The 14,905-nt window shown below is 33.1% G+C and carries 8 protein-coding genes and 11 pseudogenes; 7 read left to right on the forward strand and 12 right to left on the reverse strand.

Annotation, left to right across the window (positions count from 1 at the left end; genetic code table 11):
• Positions 1 to 614: pseudogene (locus QWY92_RS19825) on the forward strand (aldehyde dehydrogenase family protein); the annotation flags it as partial.
• Positions 615 to 867: 253 nt separating this feature from the next.
• On the opposite strand, the gene QWY92_RS20460 reads toward QWY92_RS19825, so the two are convergent.
• The 11 genes and pseudogenes from QWY92_RS20460 to QWY92_RS19865 form a co-directional block, all read right to left on the reverse strand.
• On the reverse strand, positions 868 to 1,014 hold the full coding sequence (locus QWY92_RS20460) for a hypothetical protein (RefSeq protein WP_336622114.1): 147 nt from the start codon (positions 1,012 to 1,014) through the stop codon (positions 868 to 870).
• Between the two features lie 93 nt (positions 1,015 to 1,107).
• A pseudogene (locus QWY92_RS20465) lies at positions 1,108 to 1,248 on the reverse strand (hypothetical protein); the annotation flags it as partial.
• A gap of 105 nt (positions 1,249 to 1,353) precedes the next feature.
• Positions 1,354 to 1,545 (reverse strand): DUF349 domain-containing protein, encoded by a 192-nt coding sequence (locus QWY92_RS20470; protein ID WP_336622115.1) that lies wholly within the window; start codon positions 1,543 to 1,545, stop codon positions 1,354 to 1,356.
• A 115-nt stretch (positions 1,546 to 1,660) separates the two neighbouring features.
• The gene (locus QWY92_RS20475; protein ID WP_336622119.1) at positions 1,661 to 2,026 is read right to left on the reverse strand and encodes a DUF349 domain-containing protein; all 366 of its coding nucleotides are present in this window, start codon (positions 2,024 to 2,026) and stop codon (positions 1,661 to 1,663) included.
• Entirely contained in the window at positions 2,016 to 2,300 is a 285-nt protein-coding gene (locus QWY92_RS20480) for a DUF349 domain-containing protein (protein ID WP_336622116.1), read from the reverse strand. The genes QWY92_RS20475 and QWY92_RS20480 overlap by 11 nt, the downstream gene beginning before the upstream one ends.
• The gene (locus QWY92_RS20485; RefSeq protein ID WP_336622117.1) at positions 2,275 to 2,712 is read right to left on the reverse strand and encodes a hypothetical protein; all 438 of its coding nucleotides are present in this window, start codon (positions 2,710 to 2,712) and stop codon (positions 2,275 to 2,277) included. The genes QWY92_RS20480 and QWY92_RS20485 overlap by 26 nt, the downstream gene beginning before the upstream one ends.
• Before the next feature lie 58 nt (positions 2,713 to 2,770).
• Positions 2,771 to 3,593, reverse strand: a pseudogene (locus QWY92_RS19835) (shikimate dehydrogenase family protein).
• Positions 3,565 to 4,577, reverse strand: a pseudogene (locus tag QWY92_RS20690) (DUF368 domain-containing protein). The pseudogenes QWY92_RS19835 and QWY92_RS20690 overlap by 29 nt, the downstream one beginning before the upstream one ends.
• A 192-nt stretch (positions 4,578 to 4,769) precedes the next feature.
• Positions 4,770 to 5,033, reverse strand: coding sequence for an undecaprenyl phosphate translocase family protein (locus QWY92_RS19850; protein WP_336622118.1), 264 nt, complete (start codon positions 5,031 to 5,033; stop codon positions 4,770 to 4,772).
• Positions 4,937 to 5,496 (reverse strand): annotated as a pseudogene (locus QWY92_RS20695) (DUF368 domain-containing protein). The gene QWY92_RS19850 and the pseudogene QWY92_RS20695 overlap by 97 nt, the downstream one beginning before the upstream one ends.
• 69 nt (positions 5,497 to 5,565) lie before the next feature.
• Positions 5,566 to 6,952, reverse strand: a pseudogene (locus QWY92_RS19865) (tetratricopeptide repeat protein).
• Positions 6,953 to 7,374: 422 nt separating this feature from the next.
• Here QWY92_RS19865 and QWY92_RS19870 point away from each other — a divergent pair.
• From QWY92_RS19870 to QWY92_RS20810, 6 genes and pseudogenes are all read left to right on the forward strand, one after another.
• Positions 7,375 to 8,759 (forward strand): annotated as a pseudogene (locus tag QWY92_RS19870) (tetratricopeptide repeat protein).
• 119 nt (positions 8,760 to 8,878) lie between these two features.
• Positions 8,879 to 9,669 (forward strand): annotated as a pseudogene (locus QWY92_RS19875) (DUF368 domain-containing protein).
• Positions 9,670 to 9,801: 132 nt separating this feature from the next.
• Positions 9,802 to 10,344, forward strand: a pseudogene (locus QWY92_RS20700) (DUF368 domain-containing protein).
• Positions 10,307 to 10,759, forward strand: a complete 453-nt coding sequence (locus tag QWY92_RS20705; RefSeq protein ID WP_419761801.1) for an undecaprenyl phosphate translocase family protein — start codon at positions 10,307 to 10,309, stop codon at positions 10,757 to 10,759. Before QWY92_RS20700 ends, QWY92_RS20705 begins: the two are co-directional and overlap by 38 nt.
• Positions 10,760 to 10,780: 21 nt before the next feature.
• Positions 10,781 to 11,517, forward strand: a pseudogene (locus QWY92_RS19885) (shikimate dehydrogenase family protein).
• A 272-nt stretch (positions 11,518 to 11,789) separates the two neighbouring features.
• A pseudogene (locus QWY92_RS20810) lies at positions 11,790 to 13,585 on the forward strand (DUF349 domain-containing protein); the annotation flags it as partial.
• 118 nt (positions 13,586 to 13,703) lie between these two features.
• Here the strand turns inward: QWY92_RS20810 and QWY92_RS19905 are convergent.
• The gene (locus QWY92_RS19905) at positions 13,704 to 14,903 is read right to left on the reverse strand and encodes a glutamate-5-semialdehyde dehydrogenase (RefSeq protein ID WP_290270370.1); all 1,200 of its coding nucleotides are present in this window, start codon (positions 14,901 to 14,903) and stop codon (positions 13,704 to 13,706) included.
• Between the last annotated feature and the right edge of the window lie 2 nt (positions 14,904 to 14,905).

A 14,905-nucleotide genomic window follows, 5' to 3' on the forward strand; every position in this document is an offset into this window, starting at 1 on the left:
CGAGCATGCTAAGTGTGCTGTTTTAGTAAGCGGACGCGGTAATAACTTTTTATATGTGGATGAAGCTGCCGATTGGAAACAAACTATTGAAGTCATTTTAAATGCTAAAACTCAGAAAATATCGGCTTGTAATGCTTTAGATAAATTTTAGTGAGTAAAAATTGCCTGATTATGCAGTAGAATTTTAATTTAAATGAAATTTTAAGGATAGCGGCGTAGAGGTTTTAGTTGATGAAGAAACAAAAACATTTTAACTAATGAAGAACTTATAACCGATAATTCGATTTGGTATCAAGAATTTTTAGAAATGAAATGCTGTATTGGTACAGTAAATTCTGTTTTTGAAGCTATTGATAAAATAAACGAATATTCTGGTGGACATTCGGCTACAGTGATGACGACAAACACTGATATTGCTAAAAAATTCATGGAACAGGTAGATTGTGCTGTGGTGTATCAAATGCATCAACGCGTTTTACCGATGGCGGACAAATGGTGTAGGTGCAGAGCTTGCTATTAGTACCGATAAGTTGCACCACCGTGGACCATTAGGTTTAAAAGAATTGGTAACCAATAAATATTATGTTTTTGGTGATGGACAGGTTCGTGTTTAGAAACCAACATTTAATTTAAGGTAAGTCCTAAAATATATAAACAAAAACTCCGATGGTATAAGCCAATCGAGTTTTTTTTATGGAGTTACGTTTATAAAAAACGGAATCAAAAAATGTTAATACATGTTTTTGATTTTTACTAGTTTCGTTTTTAAAAGTTCTAAAGATGATCTGTGAGCTTTTATATTATTATGAACGTCTTTTACAAGCGGATTATCCTCATCAACATTAGTAAAAAAACTGTAATTGTTTTCTAATTGATTATTTGTGCTTTAACTTCATCCATTTTTTTACGGATAAAAGAGCGTTCGTTATCTAAGTTTCTAGTGTCACCATCGGCAGATGTTAGGCTATCTAGCTTATTTTCATACTTAATCATTTCAATTTCATTTTTATCCATTTTTAAATTGGATAATAAATCGTCAATGGTTTTCTGAAACTTATCTTCAATATAGCGTTTGTCGTTTGGTACACGTCCTAAATCTTTCCAGGTGTTAATATGCGCTTTAATTACTGCAATATCGGCATCTTTATCATCTGTAGGTTCAACCGCTTTAAGCGTTTCGATTAGCGCTGCTTTTTTGTTGAAAGCCTCTACATGTTCTTGGCTTACCGCGTTACGTTTAGCGTGTATTTTATCAAATAATGGTTACAAGCGCCTTTAAATTGTTTCCAAATTTTGTCGCTATCTTTTCTTGGTACATGACCAATTTTTTTCCACTCGTTCTGAATTTTTTCATCACGGTGTGGTTACAGCGGTATCTTCACTATCCTTATTGTCTTCGGCTATTTTTATTAAATCAAGCTTCTTTTGTAAGTTTGTATATTGCTCCTTTTTTAGATCTTTATAATAAGCGTTTTTGTTTCTGTTGAAAGTTCTAACGCCATCTTTAAACTTGGCCCAAGTTTCCTCGTTAACTTTCAATGGCACTTTTCCTGCTTTGAAAAATAGGTTGCGTAATTCTTCAATATATTTTATACGCTTTTGCCATTCGCTATGCGAACCACCTGTTTTTTGAGCAATATTATTTATTTGAGCAATAATTTCAAGTTTGGGTTTCTAAGTTAACCTCGTAAACTTTATCAATTTCTTTGTAATAAACTTGGCGTTTATCATTAATTATTTTAGTGGCTGCTTTAAAACGGTCCCATATAACTTCACGATGTTCTTTGCCTACTGGTCCAAGTTCTTCCTTCCACATTTTGTGCAATTCTTGTAACTCTCTAAACGATCGCATCACGTTATCGTCTTTGGTTAGTTCTTCGGCACGCTCAATAATTAATAATTTTTTCTCTAAATTATGTTTGAAATCTAAATCACGTAAATCTCTGTTTAGGTGTAAAAAATCGTAAAATAACTCCGTATGGTGGTGGTAACTATTCCAAGCATTATTGTATTTATCACGCGGAATTGGCCCTGTTTGTTCTCCAACGTTCTTGCAATTCCTTGAAGTGTTTGTAAGTCGTGTTTATGTTTTCTTCAACATTAATTAACCCTTTAAGCTCCTCGATAATTTCTAATTTATCGGTTAGATTTTGCTTTAAGTTTTTTTCTAAACTTTTATAATGGTCGTTTAACTTATTGCGATATTCCCGATAAGCGGCTTTATAGCGTTTTTCTACTGGTGACGAATAATAAAAATCAATTTCATTACCGCCATCATTTAAAATTCTTCCTTTTTTCATCAACTAAAGCTTGATATTGGGTTTTAAATTCAGCATTTATACCATCTACATGAGATTTTATAGCCTGAACTTTTTGCGATTGCACCAATTTTTCCAACTCTATAGCTAAGCCTTCTAACGACATGCTATCGTATTCCTTAACTTCAATGCTATGTCTGTCCTTATTGCCTTCATCTTCGGCGTCTTCCGCGTTAGATTCTTCAATCTCGTTAAGCACTTCATCATCTTCATTTGATACCTCTGGAGTATCAACAGCCACTAGTTCTGGTGTTTCAGTAGCGGTACTTTCTGTAACCGAAGTTTCTTCCGAAGGTGTGTTTTCAGGAGTTACGGTTTCAGAAGATTGAGGGGAACTTTCTATCGGATTTGCATTTTCGGCATCTTCCGCGTTAAGCTTGTTTAATTCAGACATTTTAAAATGTTTAGGTTCGTTGTTTATACTCTAGACTTTAAAGATACTAACAAGTCTATTATTTACAAAGGCTTAGTTGGTGATATTTTTTTAAATAATCCCAAATAGACCAAGATTTTTCGGCTTGTAGTTTTAGCATGTTTAGCCCGTTAATGGTTGTTGCACCGCGATCTTTACCGTGTTTTAAGAATTTAGTTTGATCGGGATTGTAAATTAAATCGAACAAAATATGCTCATTTGTAATCCCGTTATACGGAATATCTGCACATTGGTCAACGTCGGGAAACGTGCCTAAAGGTGTACAGTTTACAATAACTTGATGTTCGGAAATTATAGCTTCGGAAAGGTTACTGTATGTAAAACCAACACCTTCAGATTGTTTTCGAGATACATATTTGTAATCGATACCTAATTCGCCTAGACTATAAGCAACAGCTTTACTTGCGCCGCCAGTACCTAATATTAATGCTTTTTTATGCTGCGATTTCAAAAAAGGTTTTTAACGTATTTTTGAAGCCATAACAGTCGGTATTGTAACCCACAAGTTTACCTTTTTTAGTCACCTTAATCGTGTTTACAGCGCCAATAGCTTTTGCTTTTTTATTGATTTTGTCAAGAAAAGGCATCACGGCTTCTTTGTAAGGTATAGTTACGTTTATGCCTTTGATGTTCTTTGTGTTTTCTATAATTGAAGGAAAGAGATCGATGCTTTCTAAGTCGAAATTCTCGTATGTAGTATCCGTAATTTTTTCGTTTTCAAACTTTTCTTTAAAATAATTTTTTGAAAATGAATATGAAATGTTTTTTCCTAAAAGCCCTAATTTATTCACTTGATTGATTTTTTTAAATTTATTATTTTGAATATCGTGTGCGGTTACCATACCATTCTAAACCTAAAACAAGTGCTATGCCGAATAGAACGAAGCCTATGGCTATAAAAGTATTTGTTGTTAAATCGGGAATAAAACGTTGGTAGTTTAGTACCACTTTAGATCCTGTTGAATCGAATATAAAACTGCCATTTTCTGTGAGTTTGTAAATGGTTTTTTTCCATGGCCATACCACGCCTAAAGAGCCAACAATAAACCCTATAATGGCCGATGTTGTAATGCTTTTATAGCGATCGAGTATATAACTTAATACGTGCGAAAAAGTAACTAAGCCAGTAATAGAACCTAAGGTGAAAATGGCTAGAACTTGCAACATTCTTACACGTTTGGGATTGCTGATGAAATTAAAATTTCCGTTAATAATATCAACGAAGGTGTCATTTAAAGCATTTACCGAATCGACTAAAAGAAGTACATAATTCCCCAATAGAATAAGAATGAATGATCCTGAAAAGCCAGGAAGTGTCATCCCCGAAACACTAATAATACCACAAAAAAACACAAACCAAAGGTTGTCATTTTCCTTGGCGGGATTAAAAAACTAATACCGACGCCAAGAGCAATTCCAAGAGCTAAAACCAGATAGGTTTGGTAGTTCCAATCTTTAAAATCTTTATTGATGTAATAAATAGAGCCGATAATCATCCCGAAGAATACGCTCCAAACAAGAGCTCGTAGTGTTTAATAAGATAGTCGAGTAGTTTAGAACGCTAAAATAGCTCACTATCATTCCAAAGAAAAGCAAACTTAAAAATCGGCCGTTAATGTAGTTGAAAAAACTTTTAAACCTACCGTTGATTAGTAATTTAAAGCTTTACCATTAACCTTTTTTAGCGAATAAATAAACTCTTCGTAAAAACCTGCTACAAAGGCCACAACACCACCAGAAATACCAGGCACTTTATTGGCAGCGCCCATTCCTAATCCTTTTAAGATTAGAAAAATTTTATCGGTAAGTGTTCTGGTACTTTCCATTATTGTTTTTTGTTCCCTACTTTTTCAAGAATAAAAATAGTTAAAAAAACCTAGAATCATTAAGATTATTGAAAAAACTAATTGATTATTTCCATCGAATGAAACGGCGAGATGCTTTCTTGCAGCACAGCCGATTTAATACCTTCGGAGTTGGTATGCCAAGTTAAGGTTTTTTCCATGGCCAAACTTTGTTCAAGGACCCAAAAATAATCCTGTAAGCACAGCTAGAGTAATGTTATGGTAATGTTTGAAAAGCCATTTTAATAAATGACTAAAACTAAGCAGTCCAACTAAAGCACCACCGGCAAAAATGAATATTTTTTTTATATCGAAATCATGAAAAGCATCGCTTAAAAGCTTTATAAGCCCCCTAGAATAATTAAAATAAAGGCACCTGAAATACCAGGTAAAATCATAGCACAAATAGCTATAGCTCCTGCAATAAATAGAAACCAAGGATTATCATTATTGGTTGAAGCTGGAAGTGTTGTAATGTAAAAAGCTATAAATGCTCCGGCTATTAAACTGATAATAACTGGGATATTCCATTTCTGAATTTGTTTTCCAACGAAAAATATACTGGCCACAATGAGACCGAAAAAGAAAGACCAGATAAGCACTGGATGATTTTCTAAAAGATATTTAGCCAAACGCATCACCGACATAAAACTCACCATAATACCAGCTAAAAGCGACAGTAAAAAGTTACCGTTAAGTTGTTGCCAAATGGTTTAATGCCTTTACTGAAAAGGGTTTTAATTAAGGAAGCATTGATGTTGCTAATACTATTAATTAACTCTTCGTAGATACCTGAAATAAAAGCGATGGTTCCTCCAGAAACGCCTGGGACGGCATCGGCAGCACCCATAGCGAGTCCTTTAAGCGAAATAATTAAATAATCTTTAAATCGTCTTTGCATGTTTTTTGGTTGTTTAATCAAAAACCAAAGGTATGTATTTTAATGAAAAAGGATTATAATTTGTAAAACTTACTTAGAATTTTGTTTGATTAAACTTTGTACTGAAACCATGTGGTAAACCTCCGGAAAAAGTTCCTCTAAGATAAAGCTATAATCTTCATTTAATTTAAAGGCATTTTTTAGATGGAATTCCGCTTTATTACTTTCGTTTAAGGCTAAATATAAACCAGCTAATCTGTATTCTAACTCTGCGGTATCTGGATGAAATTCCACGGCTTGTTCAAAATTATCAATAGCGGCATCAGGTTCTCCTAATTTTATTAGTAAATCACCGCGAGAGAGCCAGGTGTTTAGTTCGTAATTCCTAATTCTAAGGTTTTTTTAAATCCGCGTTCGGCTTCTTCAAAAAGCTTAAACGTTGATTTATTTGAGAGTAAAGTTTCCAATAAGTTACATTTTCCGAATCTATATTGATGGCTTTATTTATAAAATAAAGGGCACGTTGATAGTTTTTTCTTCGTTTATAAAATTTTGTAATTGCAATCCATCCCTTATCTAGTAACGGGTCTTCATGTACGGTTCTATCATAATACTGAAGTGCTAATTCGTCGTTTCCTAACTTTTCATAACAATAACCAATATGTAATAAAGCAAATGAAGTTGGATCGTCTAAAGTTAAAGTAAGGGTGTAGTTTTCTATGGCATCTTCATAACGACCAAGTTTTTCTAGTACTTTACCTCGTTCAATATAAGCACCAACAAAAGTATCATCGGAAATAATAGCAAAATCAAAAGCAGCTAAGGCTTTTTTGTTCTTTTTTAAGGCATAATATTGTATACCTAATTGATGCCAAGCAACCTCACTGTAAGGGTTTTTTGTCTAAGATAGATTTAAATACGTAATTGCTTCTTCGTTTTCATTCAATATTCAAAGCAATAAATGATGTTGTATAATGCTGAATAATCTTCTGTATCACTTTCAAGACATTTCATGAAATTGATTTTAGCATTTTCAAACTGGTCTAGAAATAAATATTCCATACCAATTAGCGAGTATAAATCGATAACATCATCGGTTAATTCAAGCGCTTGTTTTAAAACTTCAATAGCTTTAATGTGGTTGTCTTTTTTTGAAAAGATATTGGCTTTTGAATGTAGATTTCTTCATTCATGGGGTCAATACTATATAATTCATCTAACAGGTCGTTGGCATCGGTAAGTTTGTCCTCAAAAACGTAAACTTCAACTTTAAATAATTTTAGATTTACGGATGTGGATGTTGGTCTAAACCTAGCTTAATTGCTTTTTTCGCTAAAGCAATTTTTCCCAAGTTAAGATAGTGATGTATGATGTTTTCAAATTCCTCGGAGTCGAAAAACAAAACATGATTTGTTTTAAGCATCGATTCAAATTTGGAAAGTGTTAAATTATTATTGTCGTTGTGACCTAACTCCATAACGCATTTGTAAGGTTTCTACTTTAATAAAGTTAGCATTCTATATCTTTTTTTATGCTAAAATTGTTGAAAATGTTTTTAACAAAGTAATGAACATATTTTTTTAAACAAATCATGTTGACTGTAGTTATTTGATTTTTAGTTATTTAGACTGGTTTTTTGAAGTGTGTAATTGATCTAGAATTTCCAGAATAATAGTACATCCTTTTTTTAAAAAAAGGATGTACTATTATTCTGGAAATTCTAGATCAATTACACACTTCAAAAAACCATCTAAATAACTAAAAATCAAATACTACAGTCAACATGATTTGTTTTAAAAAATATGTTCATTACTTTGTTAAAAACATTTTCAACAATTTTAGCATAAACAAGATATAGAATGCTAACTTTATTAAAGTAGAAACCTTACAAATGCGCTTATGGAGTTAGGTCACAACGACAATAATAATTTAACACTTTCCAATTTTGAATCGATGCTTAAAACAAATCATGTTTTGTTTTTCGACTCCGAGGAATTTGAAAACATCATACATCACTATCTTAACTTGGGAAAATTGCTTTAGCGAAAAAGCAATTAAGCTAGGTTTAGACCAACATCCTACATCCGTAAATCTAAAATTATTTAAAGTTGAAGTTTACGTTTTTGAGGACAAACTTACCGATGCCAACGACCTGTTAGATGAATTATATAGTATTGACCCCATGAATGAAGAAATCTACATTCAAAAAGCCAATATCTTTTCAAAAAAGACAACCACATTAAAGCTATTGAAGTTTTAAAACAAGCGCTTGAATTAACCGATGATGTTATCGATTTATACTCGCTAATTGGTATGGAATATTTATTTCTAGACCAGTTTGAAAATGCTAAAATCAATTTCATGAAATGTCTTGAAAGTGATACAGAAGATTATTCAGCATTATACAACATCATTTATTGCTTTGAATATTTGAATGAAAACGAAGAAGCAATTACGTATTTAAATCTATTCTTAGACAAAAACCCTTACAGTGAGGTTGCTTGCATCAATTAGGTATACAATATTATGCCTTAAAAGAACAAAAAAGCCTTAGCTGCTTTTGATTTTGCTATTATTTCCGATGATACTTTTGTTGGTGCTTATATTGAACGAGGTAAAGTACTAGAAAAACTTGGTCGTTATGAAGATGCCATAGAAAACTACACCCTTACTTTAACTTTAGACGATCCAACTTCATTTGCTTTATTACATATTGGTTATTGTTATGAAAAGTTAGGAAACGACGAATTAGCACTTCAGTATTATGATAGAACCGTACATGAAGACCCGTTACTAGATAAGGGATGGATTGCAATTACAAAATTTTATAACCGAAGAAAAAACTATCAACGTGCCCTTTATTTTATAAATAAAGCCATCAATATAGATTCGGAAAATGTAACTTATTGGAAACTTTACTCTCAAATAAATCAACGTTTAAGCTTTTTTGAAGAAGCCGAACGCGGATTTAAAAAACCTTAGAATTAGGGAATTACGAACTAAACACCTGGCTCTCTCGCGGTGATTTACTAATAAAATTAGGAGAACCTGATGCCGCTATTGATAATTTTGAACAAGCCGTGGAATTTCATCCAGATACCGCAGAGTTAGAATACAGATTAGCTGGTTTATATTTAGCCTTAAACGAAAGTAATAAAGCGGAATTCCATCTAAAAAATGCCTTTAAATTAAATGAAGATTATAGCTTTATCTTAGAGGAACTTTTTCCGGAGGTTTACCACATGGTTTCAGTACAAAGTTTAATCAAACAAAATTCTAAGTAAGTTTTACAAATTATAATCCTTTTTCATTAAAATACATACCTTTGGTTTTTGATTAAACAACCAAAAACATGCAAAGACGATTTAAAGATTATTTAATTATTTCGCTTAAAGGACTCGCTATGGGTGCTGCCGATGCCGTCCCAGGCGTTTCTGGAGGAACCATCGCTTTTATTTCAGGTATCTACGAAGAGTTAATTAATAGTATTAGCAACATCAATGCTTCCTTAATTAAAACCCTTTTCAGTAAAGGCATTAAACCATTTTGGCAACAACTTAACGGTAACTTTTTACTGTCGCTTTTAGCTGGTATTATGGTGAGTTTTATGTCGGTGATGCGTTTGGCTAAATATCTTTTAGAAAATCATCCAGTGCTTATCTGGTCTTTCTTTTTCGGTCTCATTGTGGCCAGTATATTTTTCGTTGGAAAACAAATTCAGAAATGGAATATCCCAGTTATTATCAGTTTAATAGCCGGAGCATTTATAGCTTTTTACATTACAACACTTCCAGCTTCAACAATAATGATAATCCTTGGTTTCTATTTATTGCAGGAGCTATAGCTATTTGTGCTATGATTTTACCTGGTATTTCAGGTGCCTTTATTTTAATTATTCTAGGGGCTTATAAAGCTTTAAGCGATGCTTTTCATGATTTCGATATAAAAAAAATATTCATTTTTGCCGGTGGTGCTTTAGTTGGACTGCTTAGTTTTAGTCATTTATTAAAATGGCTTTTCAAACATTACCATAACATTACTCTAGCTGTGCTTACAGGATTTATTTTTGGGTCCTTGAACAAAGTTTGGCCATGGAAAAAAACCTTAACTTGGCATACCAACTCCGAAGGTATTAAATCGGCTGTGCTGCAAGAAAGCATCTCGCCGTTTTCATTCGATGGAAATATCAATTAGTTTTTTCAATAATCTTAATGATTCTAGGTTTTTTAACTATTTTTATTCTTGAAAAAGTAGGGAACAAAAACAATAATGGAAAGTACCAGAACACTTACCGATAAAATTTTTCTAATCTTAAAAGGATTAGGAATGGGCGCTGCCAATAAAGTGCCTGGTATTTCTGGTGGTGTTGTGGCCTTTGTAGCAGGTTTTTACGAAGAGTTTTATTATTCGCTAAAAAAGGTTAATGGTAAAGCCTTTAAATTACTAATCAACGGTAGGTTTAAAAGTTTTTTCAACTACATTAACGGCCGATTTTTAAGTTTGCTTTTCTTTGGAATGATAGTGAGCTATTTTAGCGTTTCTAAACTACTCGACTATCTTATTAAACACTACGAGCTCTTTGTTTGGAGCGTATTCTTCGGGATGATTATCGGCTCTATTTATTACATCAATAAAGATTTTAAAGATTGAAACTACCAAACCTATCTGGTTTTAGCTCTTGGAATTGCTCTTGGCGTCGGTATTAGTTTTTTTAAATCCCGCCAAGGAAAATGACAACCTTGGTTTGTGTTTTTTTGTGGTATTATTAGTGTTTCGGGGATGACACTTCCTGGCTTTTCAGGATCATTCATTCTTATTCTATTGGGGAATTATGTACTTCTTAGTCGATTCGGTAAATGCTTTAAATGACACCTTCGTTGATATTATTAACGGAAATTTTAATTTCATCAGCAATCCCAAACGTGTAAGAATGTTGCAAGTTCTAGCCATTTTCACCTTAGGTTCTATTACTGGCTTAGTTACTTTTTCGCACGTATTAAGTTATATACTCGATCGCTATAAAAGCATTACAACATCGGCCATTATAGGGTTTATTGTTGGCTCTTTAGGCGTGGTATGGCCATGGAAAAAAACCATTTACAAACTCACAGAAAATGGCAGTTTTATATTCGATTCAACAGGATCTAAAGTGGTACTAAACTACCAACGTTTTATTCCCGATTTAACAACAAATACTTTTATAGCCATAGGCTTCGTTCTATTCGGCATAGCACTTGTTTTAGGTTTAGAATGGTATGGTAACCGCACACGATATTCAAAATAATAAATTTAAAAAATCAATCAAGTGAATAAATTAGGGCTTTTAGGAAAAAACATTTCATATTCATTTTCAAAAAATTATTTTAAAGAAAAGTTTGAAAACGAAAAAATTACGGATACTACATACGAGAATTTCGACTTAGAAAGCATCGATCTCTTTCCTTCAATTATAGAAAACACAAAGAACATCAAAGGCATAAACGTAACTATACCTTACAAAGAAGCCGTGATGCCTTTTCTTGACAAAATCAATAAAAAAGCAAAAGCTATTGGCGCTGTAAACACGATTAAGGTGACTAAAAAGGTAAACTTGTGGGTTACAATACCGACTGTTATGGCTTCAAAAATACGTTAAAACCTTTTTTGAAATCGCAGCATAAAAAAGCATTAATATTAGGTACTGGCGGCGCAAGTAAAGCTGTTGCTTATAGTCTAGGCGAATTAGGTATCGATTACAAATATGTATCTCGAAAACAATCTGAAGGTGTTGGTTTTACATACAGTAACCTTTCCGAAGCTATAATTTCCGAACATCAAGTTATTGTAAACTGTACACCTTTAGGCACGTTTCCCGACGTTGACCAATGTGCAGATATTCCGTATAACGGGATTACAAATGAGCATATTTTGTTCGATTTAATTTACAATCCCGATCAAACTAAATTCTTAAAACACGGTAAAGATCGCGGTGCAACAACCATTAACGGGCTAAACATGCTAAAACTACAAGCCGAAAAATCTTGGTCTATTTGGGATTTATAAAAAATATCACCAACTAAGCCTTTGTAAATAATAGACTTGTTAGTATCTTTAAAGTCTAGAGTATAAACAACGAACCTAAACATTTTAAAATGTCTGAATAAACAAGCTTAACGCGGAAGATGCCGAAAATGCAAATCCGATAGAAAGTTCCCCTCAATCTTCTGAAACCGTAACTCCTGAAACACACCTTCGGAAGAAACTTCGGTTACAGAAAGTACCGCTACTGAAACCCAGAACTAGTGGCTGTTGATACTCCAGAGGTATCAAATGAAGATGATGAAGTGCTTAACGAGATTGAAGAATCTAACGCGGAAGACGCCGAAGATGAAGGCAATAAGGACAGACATAGCATTGAAGTTAAGGAATACGATAGCATGTCGTTAGAAGGCTTAGCTATAGAGTTGGAAAAATTGGTGCAATCGCAAAAAGTTCAGGCTATAAAATCTCATGTAGATGGTATAAATGCTGAATTTAAAACCAATATCAAGCTTTAGTTGATGAAAAAAAGGAAGAATTTTTAAATGATGGCGGTAATGAAATTGATTTTTATTATTCGTCACCAGTAGAAAAACGCTATAAAGCCGCTTATCGGGAATATCGCAATAAGTTAAACGACCATTATAAAAGTTTAGAAAAAAACTAAAGCAAAATCTAACCGATAAATTAGAAATTATCGAGGAGCTTAAAGGGTTAATTAATGTTGAAGAAAACATAAACACGACTTACAAACACTTCAAGGAATTGCAAGAACGTTGGAGAACAACAGGGCCAATTCCGCGTGATAAATACAATAATGCTTGGAATAGTTACCACCACCATACGGAGTTATTTTACGATTTTTTACACTAAACAGAGATTTACGTGATTTAGATTTCAAACATAATTTAGAGAAAAATTATTAATTATTGAGCGTGCCGAAGAACTAACCAAAGACGATAACGTGATGCGATCGTTTAGAGAGTTACAAGAATTGCACAAAATGTGGAAGGAAGAACTTGGACCAGTAGGCAAAGAACATCGTGAAGTTATATGGGACCGTTTTAAAGCAGCCACTAAAATAATTAATGATAAACGCCAAGTTTATTACAAAGAAATTGATAAAGTTTACGAGGTTAACTTAGAAACCAAACTTGAAATTATTGCTCAAATAAATAATATTGCTCAAAAAACAGGTGGTTCGCATAGCGAATGGCAAAAGCGTATAAAATATATTGAAGAATTACGCAACCTATTTTTCAAAGCAGGAAAAGTGCCATTGAAAGTTAACGAGGAAACTTGGGCCAAGTTTAAAGATGGCGTTAGAACTTTCAACAGAAACAAAAACGCTTATTATAAAGATCTAAAAAAGGAGCAATATACAAACTTACAAAAGAAGCTTGATTTAATAAAAATAGCCGAAGACAATAAGGATAGTGAAGATACCGCTGTAACCACACCGTTGATGAAAAAAATTCAGAACGAGTGGAAAAAAATTGGTCATGTACCAAGAAAAGATAGCGACAAAATTTGGAAACAATTTAAAGGCGCTTGTAACCATTATTTTGATAAAATACACGCTAAACGTAACGCGGTAAGCCAAGAACATGTAGAGGCTTTCAACAAAAAAGCAGCGCTAATCGAAACGCTTAAAGCGGTTGAACCTACAGATGATAAAGATGCCGATATTGCAGTAATTAAAGCGCATATTAACACCTGGAAAGATTTAGGACGTGTACCAAACGACAAACGCTATATTGAAGATAAGTTTCAGAAAACCATTGACGATTTATTATCCAATTTAAAAATGGATAAAAATGAAATTGAAATGATTAAGTATGAAAATAAGCTAGATAGCCTAACATCTGCCGATGGTGACACTAGAAACTTAGATAACGAACGCTCTTTTATCCGTAAAAAAATGGATGAAGTTAAAGCACAAATTAATCAATTAGAAAACAATTTACAGTTTTTTACTAATGTTGATGAGGATAATCCGCTTGTAAAAGACGTTCATAATAATATAAAAGCTCACAGATCATCTTTAGAACTTTTAAAAACGAAACTAGTAAAAATCAAAAACATGTATTAACATTTTTTGATTCCGTTTTTTATAAACGTAACTCCATAAAAAAAACTCCGATTGGCTTATACCATCGGAGTTTTTGTTTTATATATTTTAGGACTTACCTTAAATTAAATGTTGGTTTCTAAACACGAACCTGTCCATCACCAAAAACATAATATTTATTGGTTACCAATTCTTTTAAACCTAATGGTCCACGGTGGTGCAACTTATCGGTACTAATAGCAAGCTCTGCACCTACACCAATTTGTCCGCCATCGGTAAAACGCGTTGATGCATTTTGATACACCACAGCACAATCTACCTGTTCCATGAATTTTTTAGCAATATCAGTGTTTGTCGTCATCACTGTAGCCGAATGTCCACCAGAATATTCGTTTATTTTATCAATAGCTTCAAAAACAGAATTTACTGTACCAATACAGCATTTCATTTCTAAAAATTCTTGATACCAAATCGAATTATCGGTTATAAGTTCTTCATTAGTTAAAATGTTTTTTGTTTCTTCATCAACTAAAACCTCTACGCCGCTATCCTTTAAAATTTCATTTAAATTTAAAATTCTACCTGCATAATCAGGCAATTTTTTACTCACTAAAATTTTATCTAAAGCATTACAAGCCGATATTTTCTGAGTTTTAGCATTTAAAATGACTTCAATAGTTTGTTTCCAATCGGCAGCTTCATCCACATATAAAAAGTTATTACCGCGTCCGCTTACTAAAACAGCACACTTAGCATGCTCGTTTACAAACTTAATAAGTTGCTCGCCACCTCGAGGTACAATTAAATCGAGTTGCTCGGTAGGGTTTCTTAAAAACTCCTGAGTTTCCGTTCTATTCATGGTCAACATTTGAATATAATCGGTGCTCAAATCATGTTCTTCTAATGCCATGTGCCAAAGTTTTACAATGGCTGTATTACTGTGTACGGCTTCTTTACCGCCTTTAAGCAGTATTTTGTTATTGGCTTTAAAAGCAAGTACTGTAGCTTCTACGGTTACGTCTGGTCTAGATTCGTAAATAATCATAATAGTTCCAAACGGCGCTGTTTTATTAATAACATCTAAACCATTATCAAACTCTTTTCTACTGATTATTTTATTCACAGGATCCTCTTGTGCGCGAACCACTTGTATTGCCGTAATCATACCATCAACCTTATCTTTATTCAAAATTAGGCGATCGTACATGGCTTGATCTTCTTGATTAAAAGCCTCTATATCTTTTTTATTCGCATTTAGTAAAGCATCTTGATGTTCCTTTAAAAGAACCTCCATACTTTTTAATACGCTATTTTTTATTTTTTCTGATAATAATTCCATTT

This window comes from Algibacter miyuki (assembly GCF_030409805.1).
In the GTDB taxonomy this organism is placed as follows: domain Bacteria; phylum Bacteroidota; class Bacteroidia; order Flavobacteriales; family Flavobacteriaceae; genus Algibacter; species Algibacter miyuki.

What these genes read in the sequence shown, in the direction of transcription:
- QWY92_RS20480 (WP_336622116.1), bottom strand. Translation starts at nt 2,300, where the DNA reads ATGAAAAAAGGAAGAATTTTAAATGATGGCGGTAATGAAATTGATTTT.
- QWY92_RS20460 (WP_336622114.1), bottom strand. Translation starts at nt 1,014, where the DNA reads ATGGATAAAAATGAAATTGAAATGATTAAGTATGAAAATAAGCTAGAT.
- QWY92_RS20485 (WP_336622117.1), bottom strand. Translation starts at nt 2,712, where the DNA reads ATGTCTGAATTAAACAAGCTTAACGCGGAAGATGCCGAAAATGCAAAT.
- QWY92_RS19905 (WP_290270370.1), bottom strand. Translation starts at nt 14,903, where the DNA reads ATGGAATTATTATCAGAAAAAATAAAAAATAGCGTATTAAAAAGTATG.
- QWY92_RS20705 (WP_419761801.1), top strand. Translation starts at nt 10,307, where the DNA reads ATGTACTTCTTAGTCGATTCGGTAAATGCTTTAAATGACACCTTCGTT.